This is a genomic window from Paradesertivirga mongoliensis, assembly GCF_024436395.1.
GTDB classification, from domain to species: Bacteria; Bacteroidota; Bacteroidia; order Sphingobacteriales; family Sphingobacteriaceae; genus Paradesertivirga; species Paradesertivirga mongoliensis.
The window spans coordinates 87,441-101,474 of the sequence record NZ_JAFMZO010000001.1 but is presented as its reverse complement, the minus strand read 5'-3'; the positions used below and the strand labels follow the sequence as shown (position 1 = coordinate 101,474).

The 14,034-nt window shown below is 41.2% G+C and carries 16 protein-coding genes; 13 read left to right on the top strand and 3 right to left on the bottom strand.

All coding sequences use genetic code 11. The features are described from left to right. Positions 1–17: 17 nt before the first annotated feature. Together J3P43_RS00355 and J3P43_RS00350 are read left to right on the top strand one after the other, a co-directional pair. The gene (locus tag J3P43_RS00355; RefSeq protein ID WP_255897770.1) at positions 18–1,076 is read left to right on the top strand and encodes a mechanosensitive ion channel family protein; all 1,059 of its coding nucleotides are present in this window, start codon (positions 18–20) and stop codon (positions 1,074–1,076) included. Positions 1,077–1,204: 128 nt separating this feature from the next. Next, on the top strand, positions 1,205–1,498 hold the full coding sequence (locus J3P43_RS00350) for a hypothetical protein (protein WP_255897769.1): 294 nt from the start codon (positions 1,205–1,207) through the stop codon (positions 1,496–1,498). A 28-nt stretch (positions 1,499–1,526) separates the two neighbouring features. On the opposite strand, the gene J3P43_RS00345 is transcribed toward J3P43_RS00350, so the two are convergent. Both J3P43_RS00345 and rsmA read right to left on the bottom strand, forming a co-directional pair. Next, positions 1,527–2,459: an NAD(P)-dependent oxidoreductase gene (locus J3P43_RS00345; protein WP_255897768.1), complete on the bottom strand. Its 933-nt coding sequence runs from the start codon at positions 2,457–2,459 to the stop codon at positions 1,527–1,529. 101 nt (positions 2,460–2,560) lie between these two features. Continuing rightward, complete coding sequence (gene rsmA, locus J3P43_RS00340; RefSeq protein WP_255897767.1) at positions 2,561–3,352, bottom strand: 16S rRNA (adenine(1518)-N(6)/adenine(1519)-N(6))-dimethyltransferase RsmA; 792 nt, start codon at positions 3,350–3,352, stop codon at positions 2,561–2,563. Positions 3,353–3,456: 104 nt separating this feature from the next. Here rsmA and pdxA point away from each other — a divergent pair, with 104 nt between their 5' ends. The 10 genes from pdxA to J3P43_RS00290 all read left to right on the top strand — a co-directional run bounded on the left by pdxA (position 3,457) and on the right by J3P43_RS00290 (position 12,708). Further along, a complete protein-coding gene (gene pdxA, locus J3P43_RS00335; RefSeq protein WP_255897766.1) occupies positions 3,457–4,512 on the top strand; it encodes a 4-hydroxythreonine-4-phosphate dehydrogenase PdxA in 1,056 nt (351 codons plus the stop codon). A 178-nt stretch (positions 4,513–4,690) separates the two neighbouring features. Next, complete coding sequence (locus J3P43_RS00330) at positions 4,691–5,233, top strand: YceD family protein (protein WP_255897765.1); 543 nt, start codon at positions 4,691–4,693, stop codon at positions 5,231–5,233. Between the two features lie 12 nt (positions 5,234–5,245). Further along, positions 5,246–5,437, top strand: a complete 192-nt coding sequence (gene rpmF, locus J3P43_RS00325) for a 50S ribosomal protein L32 (RefSeq protein ID WP_255897764.1) — start codon at positions 5,246–5,248, stop codon at positions 5,435–5,437. 214 nt (positions 5,438–5,651) lie between these two features. Then, positions 5,652–6,590, top strand: a complete 939-nt coding sequence (gene plsX, locus J3P43_RS00320) for a phosphate acyltransferase PlsX (RefSeq protein WP_255897763.1) — start codon at positions 5,652–5,654, stop codon at positions 6,588–6,590. A 10-nt stretch (positions 6,591–6,600) separates the two neighbouring features. Continuing rightward, positions 6,601–7,596: a beta-ketoacyl-ACP synthase III gene (locus J3P43_RS00315; RefSeq protein WP_255897762.1), complete on the top strand. Its 996-nt coding sequence runs from the start codon at positions 6,601–6,603 to the stop codon at positions 7,594–7,596. 211 nt (positions 7,597–7,807) lie between these two features. After that, on the top strand, positions 7,808–8,290 hold the full coding sequence (accB, locus tag J3P43_RS00310) for an acetyl-CoA carboxylase biotin carboxyl carrier protein (RefSeq protein ID WP_255897761.1): 483 nt from the start codon (positions 7,808–7,810) through the stop codon (positions 8,288–8,290). A gap of 90 nt (positions 8,291–8,380) precedes the next feature. Beyond that, positions 8,381–9,739 carry an acetyl-CoA carboxylase biotin carboxylase subunit gene (gene accC, locus J3P43_RS00305; protein WP_255897760.1) on the top strand — a complete coding sequence of 453 codons (1,359 nt, stop codon included), beginning with the start codon at positions 8,381–8,383 and terminating at the stop codon, positions 9,737–9,739. Between the two features lie 45 nt (positions 9,740–9,784). Further along, the gene (tatC, locus tag J3P43_RS00300) at positions 9,785–10,663 is read left to right on the top strand and encodes a twin-arginine translocase subunit TatC (protein WP_255897759.1); all 879 of its coding nucleotides are present in this window, start codon (positions 9,785–9,787) and stop codon (positions 10,661–10,663) included. Positions 10,664–10,685: 22 nt separating this feature from the next. After that, a complete protein-coding gene (gene rpiB, locus J3P43_RS00295) occupies positions 10,686–11,120 on the top strand; it encodes a ribose 5-phosphate isomerase B (protein ID WP_255897758.1) in 435 nt (144 codons plus the stop codon). 1 nt (position 11,121) lies between these two features. Further along, complete coding sequence (locus J3P43_RS00290; RefSeq protein WP_255897757.1) at positions 11,122–12,708, top strand: M28 family peptidase; 1,587 nt, start codon at positions 11,122–11,124, stop codon at positions 12,706–12,708. A gap of 39 nt (positions 12,709–12,747) precedes the next feature. On the opposite strand, the gene J3P43_RS00285 is transcribed toward J3P43_RS00290, so the two are convergent. Continuing rightward, a complete protein-coding gene (locus J3P43_RS00285) occupies positions 12,748–13,227 on the bottom strand; it encodes a hypothetical protein (RefSeq protein WP_255897756.1) in 480 nt (159 codons plus the stop codon). 323 nt (positions 13,228–13,550) lie between these two features. On the opposite strand from J3P43_RS00285, the gene J3P43_RS00280 reads away from it, so the two are divergent. Then, complete coding sequence (locus tag J3P43_RS00280; RefSeq protein WP_255897755.1) at positions 13,551–14,024, top strand: FKBP-type peptidyl-prolyl cis-trans isomerase; 474 nt, start codon at positions 13,551–13,553, stop codon at positions 14,022–14,024. Positions 14,025–14,034: the final 10 nt, after the last annotated feature.

Genomic DNA, 14,034 nt, shown 5'->3' with positions numbered 1-14,034 from the left:
TAAGTAAGTAAAAATTTATGAACTGGCTAAACTTTTCGAACAATTTGTCGCCCGTAACCTGGAATTTTCTTGTCGCAATTGTGGCGGTTGTGGTTGGGATTTCGGTTAAATTTCTTCTTGCAAACACTTTTTCCTTTTATTATAGACGGACTAACGTCTACATCTTCAGCCGAATAAGCAAGCGCCTAAGCACAGCGGCATATTTCTTTCTGCCACTCCTTTTCCTGAACTTTTCGATGCCGATGATGCGGATGAGCAGAACTTCATTCGCGCTGGCCGACAAATGGATTGAAGTAGCTCTGATCGTATCATTCGCTGGAATGTTGATCGGCCTGATTAAGTTGATAGAAGATTCGATCTACCACAAGTATGACTACTCTAAACAAAATAATCTTAAGGAGCGCAAAATAAGAACCCAGTTGCAGTTCGTTCGCAAATTCGTTGTGATGCTGATTGTATTGATAACAATTGCTATCGTTCTGCTGAGTTTTGAAAATATGCGCAAGATTGGCGCTGGCCTTTTAACCGGGGTTGGAGTTGGTGGTATAATCATTGGTTTTGCGGCTCAGAAGTCTCTGGGTAACTTGCTTGCCGGTTTTCAAATTGCGTTTACTCAGCCCATTCGGATTGATGATGTATTGGTTGTCGAAAATGAATGGGGCAGGGTTGAAGAGATAACACTTACCTATGTAGTGCTCAATATCTGGGACCAGCGCAGGTTGATCTTACCGATAAATTATTTCATTGAGAAACCTTTTCAAAACTGGACCAGAACGTCCGCGGAACTGATCGGTGTTGTGATGCTGTATGCAGACTACTCCATGCCAATCGAGCCGATGAGAAGGGAATTAGGCCGTTTACTGAGTCTTAGCCAATTATGGGACAGGCGCATAAACTCATTAGCGGTAACCGATGTCCGTGCAGATACTATCGAAATACGTGTGCTGGTAAGCGCAGCAAATTCTGGCGATACGTTCGACCTTCGATGTTTTATCCGAGAAAAGCTTATACTTTTTATGCAGCAAAATTATCCTCATTGCCTTCCTAAAACGCGTATGGAAATAGCCAGCCAATAATAGCAGTGAGTTATTCACATATCTTGTTAACAATTGCCAATAAAAAAAATTATTAATCAGAACCGAATGTGAATGAGGATGTTAAACACACGATAAAATAACCCGAATGAAAACATAAATTCCAGGTCATGACACAAAACAAAGCGCTCTCAATTAAAAATTGGATTAAAGGAATGGGCTTCAAATTAACCAAGTCGCATCTTTTGGAACATCGAACCCGCAGGATTAAGTATTACACCCTGGGTAATTTTGGAGTGTATGAAGAGATTTCTCCGGCGAAAAAGACTGAATCTGCAGCCAGGAAACTAAAGTTTATTTCCTGGACTCCCTGGGGCGACGATTTCGAAATTAACTCTGTGAAAGATTTGAGTAAAGCCTACGAGGATTTTATCAGATATAACCCGAACCTTGTGCTGAATTAACTTTATGAATGCCATTAATTTTCGTTCATCATACCGGAAGGGCCTTGAGTTTTTCAGCTAATACTTCCGAGATCTTCCGGTATGACTCTACCGTCCAGCCGCCAACATGCGGGCTCAGCAATACTCTCCCCTCGCTCACTAATTCATCAAACCAGCTTTGTTCGGCCAGAGCCGGAAATTTTTCAATTTCAAGCACATCCAGTCCCGCCCCTAATATTTTGCCTGCTTTAATCGCATTTAATACCGCTTGCGTGTTTACAATCTCACCTCGGGCAGTATTTAAAAAGAATATAGGCTTTTTAAAATGCAGCAAATATTCATCGTCAACCAGCTGATTAGTTTCCCGCTTCAAAGGGATATGAAGACTAAGTATATCAGAGTGCTTTACGATTTGTTCCATGCTTACTTCATGCGCAAATTCGTCGCTAAAGCCCGATTGGTATTTGTCGTAAGCAATTACGTTCACATCAAAACTCTTGAGCTTTTTAGCGAAGCTTCTACCCATAAACCCATAGCCGATAATGCCCACTGTTTTACCCTTCAACTCATAGCCACGGTTGCCTTCGCGATCCCAGATGCCTTTTCTTACTTCGATGTCGGCCTTTCTAAGGTTATTCATAAGCGACAACAACATTCCTATGGCGTGTTCTGCTAATGCTGTTTTATTCCCTTCCGGTGCGTTTATGCATTCAATATTTTTCTCAGTTGCATAGAGAACATCAATATTGTCCATACCCGCTCCAGCCCTGGCAATAAACCTCAGCTGGTTTCCAGCGTCAATAATCTCTTTATCAATATTGAATTTTGTGCGTATTGCTATACCTGTATAGTTTTTTATGATTTCAAGAGTTTCGGCTCGTGTAAGGTCCGGAAGATCGTCGACAGTATAACCAAGTTTCTCGGCTTCTTCTTTGAAAATGGGATGGAGTTTATCTGCTATCAGGATTTTTTTATCGGGCATTAAATATGAATTGAAAATATGTTACGTGTAACAAAGCTAAGTGTTACGAGTGATTGACTTAATTAATTAAGGTTAAAACGCCTCTTCATGTAGGATTGTTCTTAATCATTCTGCCGTCCTGATTCAGCGATTTTATTAGTTAGCTCCACAAAGTCTCCTACGCTTAGTCTCTCCGCCCTCAAATCCAGCATAGGTTCATTTCCTATTTTTTCTTTATTGATCAGCGAGGACAGCGCATTTCTAAGTGTTTTTCTTCGCTGATTAAAGCCGGCTTTCACTACCTGCCAGAAAAGTTTTTCGTCGCAGCCGAGCGCTTCAACCTCGTTCCGGCTTAGACGTATTACAGCAGAAAGTACTTTAGGTGGAGGATTAAACACCCCCGCTTTTACCGTAAATAAATATTCCACTTTGTAATAAGCATTTATAAGTACGGTGAGAATACCATACTCCTTGGTGCCCGGCTTCGCAGAACAGCGTTCGGCCACTTCTTTCTGAAACATGCCTACCATTTCCGGAATGATGTCTCTGTTGTCGAGGATCTTAAAGATTATCTGGGATGAAATATTGTAGGGAAAATTGCCGATGATGCCCAGCTTTCCTTTAAAAATCTGGCGAAAATCAAGTTCCAGAAAGTCACCGTTGATAAGTCTCTCACCCAACTGCGGGTACTTCCTTTTTAAAAATTGTACCGATTCAGCGTCCAGGTCGATCAGGTAGGTTTGGTATTCTTCTTTTTGTAGAAGGAAGTCTGAAAGTATGCCCATTCCCGGCCCCACCTCAAGTACCTGATTATATTTACCTTCGGGTCTTAAGCTTTCAACAATTTTCGAGGCGATGTTCTTATCGGTTAAAAAATGCTGACCAAGATGTTTTTTGGCACGTACTGAACTCATGGAAAAATTTCGCGCAAATTAAGCAATCTTTAAATGCGATTGCGGCAAACCATCCAAATTCTTTATTTTGCACAAGTTTCCGGTTAAACCGGCACTTGATAACCATGAGCGAAAAAATTAAAGTAGGAATTTCTATAGGAGATATAAACGGAATTGGTTTAGAAGTTATCTTAAAAACTTTGGCCGACTCGGCAGTTTTAAACCATTGCACCCCTATTGTTTATGGTAATACAAAAGTTGCCTCATTTTACCGGAAGGCATTGACTATGCACGACTTTAGCTTCAATGTAATTGCCCATGCTAACCAGGCTAATCCAAAACGTGCGAACATGATTAACTGCTGGGAAGAAGATGTTAAAATTGAACCAGGTGCCGTTAACGAAACTGGCGGAAAATATGCTTTCCTGTCATTGGATAAGGCTGTGGCCGACCTTATTGAAGGAAATACAGACGCCCTGGTTACCGCTCCGATCAACAAACACAATATTCAGAATGCGGAATTTAGTTTCCCGGGGCATACAGAATATATTCAGCATAAAACCAATTCGGCAGATTCACTGATGTTTCTTGTAGGTGAAGATCTGAAGGTGGGCGTAGTAACCGGCCATATTCCGGTAGGAGAGGTGGCTCAACGCGTTACAAAAGAGGCGATTGTTTCGAAATTAAGGCTTATGCATAATAGCCTCAAAAGCGATTTCTGGCTGCAAAAGCCAAAGATTGCAGTTTTGGGATTAAATCCTCATGCAGGCGATAACGGGCTTATCGGCAAAGAAGAGCTGGAAATCATATTACCCGGTATTGAAGAGGCTAAAGAAAAAGGAATTTTTGCCTTCGGGCCTTATTCTGCTGATGGTTTTTTTGCAAACGGTTCGCACCTCAAGTTCGACGCCGTATTGGCTATGTATCACGATCAGGGCCTTATCCCGTTCAAATCGATAGCCTTCCATCACGGGGTTAATTTTACTGCTGGACTGCCGGTTGTGCGTACCTCGCCCGATCACGGTACCGGCTATGATATTGCAGGAAAAAACTTGGCATCTGAGAGTTCATTCCGCGAGGCTTTATTTATGGCCATTAACATCGTTAAGCGGCGGAAAGAATTACAGGAGTTAAGCTCTAATCCATTAAAAATTTCGAAGCTTTCGAAAGACCGCGATTAGTTCGAATAACAATTCCTGAAAAACGGTACTCTCAAATGTGCTGCGATGTTTCCTACGATCTTGTTATTAGGCGTTTTTAGTGCAGTCGTGCAGGCTTTCTGATACATGAAAAAACGTTTCAAAAAATCTTTTCCCGAATAATATATTTCCCTATCTTTGCAGGCTCAATTGTCGTGCTTTGAAATCGTTGCAGGAATACAAAATACCATTTACCGGATTGAAAACCGGCAAGCATCAGTTCGATTTTGATATCGATGAGCGCTTCTTCAATGAGTTTGAATACTCGTTGGTAAAGAATGGTAAACTAAAAGTTGAAATGGAACTGGATAAGCAGGAAACAATGCTTATTCTCTATTTTAAGATAGAAGGGGAGATTTTTTCAAACTGTGATTTTTGTCTTTCTGACTTCCCGACAATGGTGAAAGTGAGTGAGAGACAAATAGTAAAGTTTTCTGATGATGAGAATTTAGAAGACAATACCGACGAAATTATAGTATTGGGGAGAAATGAGCATGAAATTAATGTTTCTCAATTAATATACGAGTACATCAATTTAGCAGTACCTTTATTCAATCGCTGTAGCGATGTTGGTAACACACAGTGGTGTGATAAAGAGGTGATCGAAAAATTAAACGCGCTTTCGGCTACTAAAGAAGAAAAAGAGAATACAGATGCAGACCCACGCTGGGAAGCATTAAAAAATATAAAAAACGATAAATAAAAACACAGGACGATGGCACATCCAAAACGGAAAATATCCAAATCGAGAAGAGATAAGAGAAGAACTCACTACAAAGCTGAGGCGCCAACCTTGTTTACCTGCAAAACTACGGGTGCAATTCACTTGCCTCACCGCGCTTATAATGTTGATGGAAATCTATATTATAAAGGTAAATTACTTGTTGAAAGTACCACTGTAGGATAGTCGGTTTTCATTATGAAAAAATCATGTGCACGAACAGAAATGATACCTCTGCACATGAAAGCGCTGCCTGTACCGGTTATTGAAACAGGTGAGCAGGCAGATTCATTACTAAAAAAAGAGAATTTCTTTTGATGAAACCATATGAACTTACTGCTTGTAAAAAACTTCATAAGTTCATGATAGCTTCATTGCCATTAAAAGCAATAAGACTCTAATGAAAATTGGCTTAGACATAATGGGCGGGGATTATGCCCCTAAAGCAACTGTTTTAGGTGCAATTGCAGCCTACGAATCGTTAGAACCTGGTGAAACCCTGGTTCTGATCGGCGACAAGGAGCAAGCCCTTCCTTATTTTAAGGAACAAAATTTCAATCCAGATAACGTTGAATTTGTCCATACCACCGAAGTTATTGGTATGGGTGAGCATCCTACAAAAGCAATTACCCAAAAGCCAGACTCCAGTATTTGTGTCGGTTTCCGGATGCTCAAAGAAGGCAAGATTGATTCTTTTGCCTCTGCCGGAAATACAGGTGCAATGCTTGTAGGTGCAATGTTCAGCGTTAAAACCATTCCAGGTGTTATCCGTCCCGCAATTTCCTCCATCGTTCCAAAACTTAAAGACGGCTTCGGTATTATGCTTGATGTTGGCGCCAATGCCGATTGCAAGCCCGATACTTTGCTTCAGTTTGGAGTTTTAGGAAGTTTGTTCGCCGAAAATATTCTCGATATAAAAAATCCTAAAATCGGTTTAATAAATATTGGTGAAGAAGAAGAAAAAGGTAATTTGCTAACTCAGGCTACCTATACTTTGATGAAAGACACCACGATGTTTAACTTTGTTGGCAACGTTGAAGGACGCGACTTATTTAATGATAAGGCCGATGTTATAGTATGCGATGGATTTACGGGTAATGTGATGCTTAAGCTTGCAGAAACCTTTTATATCCTGACATTAAAAAAGGGATTTAAGGATGAGTTTTTCGCGAAGTTTAATTATGAGCAATATGGCGGAAGTCCTATTTTAGGAGTTAACGCACCTGTAATCATCGGACACGGAATATCGCCTCCGGAAGCAATAAAAAACATGGTTCTCTTATCAAGAAACATGATTCAAACTAAACTGATAGAAAAAATAACCTCTGCATTTAAATAATTCAGACAGGATGCAAAAAATATACGCTGCAATTACAGCGGTTAATGGTTACGTACCTGATTATGTGTTGACCAACCACGAGCTGGAAACAATGGTTGACACCAACGATGAATGGATTACCACCAGAACAGGTATAAAAGAAAGAAGAATTCTTAAAGGTGAAGGCCTGGCTACTTCTGACATGGCAGTTCCCGCAGTCCAAGGTCTGCTGAAAAAACGTGGCATTGGTGCTGAAGAAATCGAATTAATTATCTTCTGCACCTCTACTCCGGATATGCCTTTTCCTGCCACAGCAAATATTCTTGCCGATAAGATCGGTGCAGTAAATGCCTGGGGTTATGATCTGCAGGCAGCATGCTCAGGATTTTTATTCGGCTTGACCACTGGTGCCCAATTCATAGAATCGGGAAAACATAAAAAAGTACTGGTTGTTGGTGGTGATAAAATGTCGTCAATTGTAAATTATGAAGACCGCACAACCTGCATTATTTTCGGCGACGGTTGCGGCGCAGCTTTACTGGAACCCAATACAGAGGGGTTTGGTGTTTTAGATTCTATTCTGAAAAGCGATGGCTCGGGTAAGCATCTTCTAAATATTAAAGCGGGCGGATCACTAAAGCCGGCCTCCTTTGATACTATCAATAATAAAGAACACTTTGCTTACCAGGAAGGACAGGCAGTATTCAAATTCGCAGTAACCAACATGGCAAATGTTGCAGGTGAAATCATAGAACGTAATAATCTTAAGTCTGATGATATCGCCTGGCTTGTACCTCATCAGGCTAACAAGCGTATTATAGATGCTACGGCCAACAGGGCAGGTGTAGGACCCGAAAAAGTGATGATTAATATTGATCGTTATGGTAACACAACTAATGGTACTATTCCGTTATGTTTGTGGGAATGGGAAAAGAAGCTAAAAAAAGGCGATAATATTATTCTCGCTGCTTTTGGAGGTGGATTTACTTGGGGTTCTGTCTATTTAAAATGGGCCTACAATAGCTAAGAAATAAAGTTTCAAATAAAAAGCGCAAATTGCTTACGATGTTTGAAATTGACGTATATAGTTAGTATAATATTTGGGCCATTTTACCGCCCGGTGAATTATAAATAAGATCATTAGTATAAAAAGAAGGACAATCGTATTGAGAGATAGTGGGCTGGTAGCATTTGAAGCGCTTGTTTTTTTAAGTTTTTACTTTTAAATTTTGAATTAAATGGATATTAAACAGGTTCAGGAACTTATCAGATTTGTTTCCAAATCAGGTGTAAATGAAGTTTCGATAGAAGAAAAGGACTTCAAGATCACTATAAAAACTAATCAGCCGCCAACGTATGTAAACGCTCCGGTTGCTGCACCTGCACCTGTTGCAGCTGCACCTGCTCCGGTTGCGGTATCTGTAAGCCCGGCAACTCCTGCAGCAGCCGCACCCGTATTGCCAGCAGACGACGTTTCTAAATATATTACGATAAAATCACCAATGATTGGTACGTTTTATCGCTCTGCGAGCCCTGATAAGCCTTTTTTCGCTAATGTGGGTGATGAAATCAAGGTTGGACAAGTTATTTGCATCATTGAGGCGATGAAACTTTTCAATGAAATTGAATCAGAAGTTTCGGGAAGGATTGTGAAAGTTCTTGTTGAGAATTCAAGTCCGGTTGAATACGACCAGCCTCTGTTCCTGGTAGAGCCAGCATAGAAATTAAATTATGTGCAGATAGGTAGATGTGCAGATATGCAATTCATCTGCATATCTGCACATTTGTTTATTTGCACATTAAAGTATCTTATGTTTAAAAAAATATTAATTGCAAATCGAGGTGAAATTGCATTACGGATTATCCGTACATGTAAGGAGATGGGGATAAAAACAATCGCCGTTTATTCTACCGCCGACCGTGAGAGTTTGCATGTTCGTTTTGCTGACGAAGCCGTTTGTATTGGCCCTCCGCCAAGTAAAGATTCCTACTTAAATATACCTAATATCATTGCAGCTGCAGAGTTAACCAATGCGGATGCCATTCATCCCGGTTACGGATTCCTTTCGGAAAATGCTAAATTTTCGGCTATCTGCCGCGACTATGGAATTAAGTTCATTGGAGCTACTCCGGAGCAGATTAACGACATGGGGGATAAGGCATCGGCAAAGGAAACGATGAAGATCGCCGGTGTGCCAACGATTCCGGGATCAGAAGGACTTCTTTCTGATATTCAGGAGGGAATCAAAATTGCGAATGAAATAGGCTACCCGGTAATACTTAAAGCTACTGCTGGTGGTGGCGGAAGAGGCATGCGCATTGTTTGGAAGGATAGTGAGTTTGAAGCAGCCTGGGACTCTGCACGTCAGGAATCGGGAGCAGCTTTCGGAAACGATGGTTTGTACCTCGAGAAGTTTGTTGAGGATCCAAGACATATAGAAATTCAAATCATCGGCGACCAATACGGAACTGTTAGCCATCTCTCAGAGCGTGATTGTTCTATTCAGCGTCGTCACCAGAAATTAGTCGAAGAGTCGCCATCGCCGTTTATGACAGACGACCTGCGTGAACGCATGGGTGAGGCGGCAGTAAAAGGCGCCAAAGCTGTGAGTTATGAAGGAGCAGGAACCATTGAATTTTTAGTGGATAAACACCGAAACTTCTATTTTATGGAAATGAACACTCGTATCCAGGTTGAACATCCGGTTACAGAGGAGGTTGTGAATTACGATCTGATAAAGGAGCAAATTAAAGTTGCTTCTGGCGTTCCTATTTCCGGGAAGAATTATTTCCCTCAAATGCACGCTATCGAATGCAGAATAAACGCGGAGGATCCTTATCAGGGATTCAGGCCTGCTGCCGGAAAGATTACCAACTTTCATTCTCCAGGCGGGCATGGGGTTCGGGTAGACACTCATGTGTATGCCGGATATCAGGTGCCGCCTAACTACGATTCGATGATTGCCAAGTTGATCTGTACCGGACAAACACGGGATGAAGCAATATCAACTATGGAACGGGCCTTAAGCGAGTTCGTGATCGAAGGAATTAAAACCACTATTCCCTTCCACATTAAGCTGATGAAGGATCCTAACTTCAGGGCAGGTAATTTTACTACAAAGTTTATGGAAAGCTTTGTGTTTGAAGAAACCGCAGAGTCAAAAATCTAGTTGGGTGCCATTCTCGTATAAAGAGAATGGCATTCTGTTTTAAATATGAGCGAACGACGAAAAGACCTGGTAGAATCTATTAAGGATAGGGGAAAGACTCTTGAAGCAGAGATGTCTTTTTTTGATCATTTAGAGGTTTTGCGATGGCATCTTATCCGCTCTGCTGTAGCAATAGTGCTGTTTACCGTCCTCGCATTTTCTTACTACGACCTTATTTTCGATTCGGTTATTATGGGGCCTAAGAAGGCAAGCTTCTGGACCTACAGGATGATGTGCGATCTGACGGAACGCTTTAATCTGGGCGCTGATTTCTGTATAAAAGACCTTAATTTCAAGATAATCAATACCGAAATGGCCGGGCAATTTACGCTGCAGCTTAACTCGTCACTCTTAATCGGTATTATTCTTGGGTTTCCATATATGCTTTTCGAAATATGGAGGTTTGTAAAGCCCGGCCTAACAGAGAAAGAGAGTAGTTCGGCTTCCGGGTTTGTGTTTTATGCAACTTTGCTCTTCGTTATGGGGCTATTGTTCGGATATTATATTATCACACCCTTATCCATAAATTTCCTGGCTAACTATAATATCAGCGAGATCATTGAAAATACCATTACTATTGATTCTTACCTCTCAACCGTGGGAACTTTAAGTTTAGGAGCGGGTGTTACTTTTCAACTGCCTATCATTATTTTTATTTTATCTAAGCTGGGGATAATGACCCCTGCTTTTATGCGTTCATCCAGAAGGTATGCAACGGTACTCATTTTGATTATTGCAGCCATTGTAACGCCAACTCCGGATATTTTAACCATGCTGACGGTTAGTTTTCCGTTGTTCCTCCTGTATGAATTTAGTATCGTGGTATCTGCCAGGGTAGAAAGAAATCGTAAAAAGAAAGAGCTGGAATTTTATTCAGCGAGATAATTACTTATTTAATCAGCAGTTTATGGATGCAAATTTGTCTATAGCAGTAGGTTCAGATCATGCCGGATTTGAATACAAAGAATTACTTAAAGATTTCCTTGGGAAAGCGAATATTAAAGATTTCGGTACCCATAGTGCAGATTCTGCCGACTATCCCGACTTTGCTCATCCCGTTGCTTCAGCGGTAGAATCAGGAGAGTTTACGTTCGGAATTCTGGTTTGCGGTAGCGCAAATGGTGTGGCAATAACCGCCAATAAGCATCAGGGCATTCGTGCAGCGATCTGTTGGACCGAGGAGCTGGCTGAGCTGGCAAGAAAACATAACAATGCTAATGTGTTATGTATTCCTGCGCGTTTCATCTCTACCGACCTGGCTAAGGCTATCACAACGAAGTTCCTAAACACAGAATTTGAGGGAGGACGCCATGCCAATAGAGTCGATAAAATTTCATGTTAATATGAGAAAATACCTTGCCGGGATTTGCTTTCTTTTTGTAGGTGTCCAGTTGTGGGCACAACAAGATGCAAACGCTGTAAAATACGGATCGCTGCTGAATCCCGAGGCTGCCAGAAAGCACCTGAGTGTTATAGCTTCGGATGCTTTTGAAGGGCGTGAAACTGGTACCAAAGGTGCAGAACTTGCTGCTCATTACATCGCCAATGAATTTAAAAAGATCGGACTTAAAGCACCTGTAAAAGGTTCTTTTTTTCAACCGGTGGAGTTAGTCGAGACCCAATTTGTAGTTGATAAATTTCAAATTAATGGAGAGCAGCTCAAGCCGAACGAACACTTTTATATGTCGGGAAGTAGGGATGACAAAAAAATAAAAGCTCAAAAGATTGTTTTTGCAGGTTACGGAATTAGTGCTGAAGGATATGACGATTTGAAAGGTGTCGACATAGCGGGCAAGGTGGCTTTAATAATTGGGACTGACGAGCCGCGACGAAACGGAACTTCGCTGATCTCGAAATCTGCAGATCCATCAGACTGGGCAACTTCCGCGTATAAGCGGATTCAAAATTTACGGGCTAAAAAGCCAGCCTTGATTCTGATGGTAAATCCCCAGTTTCAATTACGGTCTGTACGTCATTTAGCCTCACCTTCCATCTCCTTAAAGAAGAAAAAAGTGGCAATTAGCCCTTCGGAAGTTCAAGCGGACGTGATTGAGCTGACACTTGATGCTGCTGATATCTTTTTAAAGAAATCGGGAAAAACTATCACCCAACTGCGTGCAGCGATTAATGAGGCCGGCACTCCAATGAGTCAGACCTTCAAAGCTGACTTTGAGATTTCTTATGGCAACAAAACTAAAGATTTGAAAGCGGCCAATGTGTTGGGATATCTGGAAGGCTCGGATTTAAAAGATGAGTTGCTGGTTATCTCGGCGCACTACGATCATGAAGGTATGGCTGCTGAGGGAATCGACAGGATTTATAATGGTGCCGACGACGATGGTTCTGGAACCACTGCAGTGCTTGAACTTGCCAGAGTTTTTGCACAGGCCAAAAAAGATAAAAAAGGACCCCGAAGAAGCATTTTGTTTCTCGCTGTTGTAGGCGAAGAGAAAGGGCTTCTTGGCTCGCAGTGGTATTCCGAAAATCCGGTATTCCCCTTAGCCAAAACAGTTACAAATTTGAATATTGATATGATTGGGCGGGTAGATCCTGCTCATAAGGACAAGCCTGATTATTGCTATTTAATTGGCTCCGACAAATTAAGTACTCAGCTGCACAAAATAAGTGAAAACGCTAACGCTACTTATACTAAGCTCGAGATTGATTATAAATACAACGATCCGAAAGATCCCGAACGCATTTACTACCGTTCAGATCATTATAACTTCGCTAAACATGGTATTCCCATCATTTTCTACTTTAATGGAGTGCATGAAGATTACCACAAAGTGAGTGACGAGATAGATAAGATTGATTTTCTACTTTTAACGAAGCGGGCGCAGCTGGTGTTTTATACTGCTTGGGACATTGTAAACAGGGATCTGAGACCGGTGGTGGATGTGGCTGACAGCATGCCGAAGACGAGATAAAAAAAGAGATGGTTCAACTGAGCCATCTCTTTTTTGTGGTTAAAGAATAATTCTGATGGATAATCCGACACCTCGTTCGTAAAAGCCAGAGTACGGGGTTAAAACTAGGGCAGGTTTCCAATCTAACGAAAGGTTCAAAGGCGAGTTAGGAATCACGTAATCAAGGCCCAAAACTCCGTCGACGCTTAAATACACATCATCATCTCTGTCGTTATCGTTCTTGTAATGCAGGCTTCCTATCGAAGCTCCTGCTCCGTAATACCATTTCAATCCGGCAGCACCATTAATAGGATTGTGTACTTCATATAGTCCGGTTAAAATAAAATGGTTGTCATTTCTGCCATTTCGAAAATTCAGGATGAAATCAAGCGCCTTGTCTGACTGGATAAATGTTTTGTAAGTCAGACCGTAAGCATCGCCAAGTCGTACTCCAAGTGCATTTCTGTATTGTGCATTTACTGACGAAGCAGAAAACAGTATCAATACAGCGGTCACAAATGATAAAATAAATTTTCTCATAATTCTTTAAGATTTCACTAATTACAATAAAGGTTAAAATTTGTTCTGCATAATCACGTTTTTTAACGCGAAGTGTGTGTATGCACAAGACGATGTGCACAAGCAGATGGTTGCAAATATAGAAAAGCTTGCGAGAGTTGACGAAATTATAAGCATGTGCTGGGGCATGTGGTGCGTTTATATAATGGGATGCGAAGGTTTGACCTGTGTAAAATTCGCGATCCGGCTGGGCGGTGGAATACTATGTTTCCTGATATAAACGTTAAAAAAAGTTAATCCATCGTTTTTGAGTTTTAAAAAGATAAATTTGCACTTGAAAGATAATGAGTAATTTAAAACAGTACCTGTTAATATTGTTGTTGATTCCCTTTTTGAGTAGTTGCAGAAAGGGAGAGCCGTATGATGCCGAGAAACAACTACAGAAGGATGAGCAACTGATCAAAGATTATTTAGAGGCAAATAACATTCCTGCTACGAGGCATCAAAGTGGAGTTTATTACGTCATATCTAACCCGGGTGAGGGCCAGATGAACTATACACTCTCAACGAAGGTGAAATTTCAATATTCCCTTAAGTTGCTAGGTGGTGATGTAATCCCCCAACCCACTGAGCCAGTTTCTTTTATGCTTGGACAACTGATACCGGGATGGCAAATTGGTATTCCGCTGATACAGGAAGGCGGAAGCATACGGTTGTTTGTGCCGTCATTTTATGCCTATGGCCCGCACGGGCAGAATGGTGTTCCTGCCAACGCGGTGTTGGATTTTGATATTCAATTGATTGATGTTGGGTTTTAATACATACTTA

Bases quoted from the DNA above. Each gene is read 5' to 3' on its own strand.
- J3P43_RS00355 (WP_255897770.1), top strand. From the start codon at position 18: ATGAACTGGCTAAACTTTTCGAACAATTTGTCGCCCGTAACCTGGAAT.
- J3P43_RS00350 (WP_255897769.1), top strand. From the start codon at position 1,205: ATGACACAAAACAAAGCGCTCTCAATTAAAAATTGGATTAAAGGAATG.
- J3P43_RS00345 (WP_255897768.1), bottom strand. From the start codon at position 2,459: ATGCCCGATAAAAAAATCCTGATAGCAGATAAACTCCATCCCATTTTC.
- rsmA (WP_255897767.1), bottom strand. From the start codon at position 3,352: ATGAGTTCAGTACGTGCCAAAAAACATCTTGGTCAGCATTTTTTAACC.
- pdxA (WP_255897766.1), top strand. From the start codon at position 3,457: ATGAGCGAAAAAATTAAAGTAGGAATTTCTATAGGAGATATAAACGGA.
- rpmF (WP_255897764.1), top strand. From the start codon at position 5,246: ATGGCACATCCAAAACGGAAAATATCCAAATCGAGAAGAGATAAGAGA.
- plsX (WP_255897763.1), top strand. From the start codon at position 5,652: ATGAAAATTGGCTTAGACATAATGGGCGGGGATTATGCCCCTAAAGCA.
- J3P43_RS00315 (WP_255897762.1), top strand. From the start codon at position 6,601: ATGCAAAAAATATACGCTGCAATTACAGCGGTTAATGGTTACGTACCT.
- accB (WP_255897761.1), top strand. From the start codon at position 7,808: ATGGATATTAAACAGGTTCAGGAACTTATCAGATTTGTTTCCAAATCA.
- accC (WP_255897760.1), top strand. From the start codon at position 8,381: ATGTTTAAAAAAATATTAATTGCAAATCGAGGTGAAATTGCATTACGG.
- tatC (WP_255897759.1), top strand. From the start codon at position 9,785: ATGAGCGAACGACGAAAAGACCTGGTAGAATCTATTAAGGATAGGGGA.
- rpiB (WP_255897758.1), top strand. From the start codon at position 10,686: ATGGATGCAAATTTGTCTATAGCAGTAGGTTCAGATCATGCCGGATTT.
- J3P43_RS00290 (WP_255897757.1), top strand. From the start codon at position 11,122: ATGAGAAAATACCTTGCCGGGATTTGCTTTCTTTTTGTAGGTGTCCAG.
- J3P43_RS00285 (WP_255897756.1), bottom strand. From the start codon at position 13,227: ATGAGAAAATTTATTTTATCATTTGTGACCGCTGTATTGATACTGTTT.
- J3P43_RS00280 (WP_255897755.1), top strand. From the start codon at position 13,551: ATGAGTAATTTAAAACAGTACCTGTTAATATTGTTGTTGATTCCCTTT.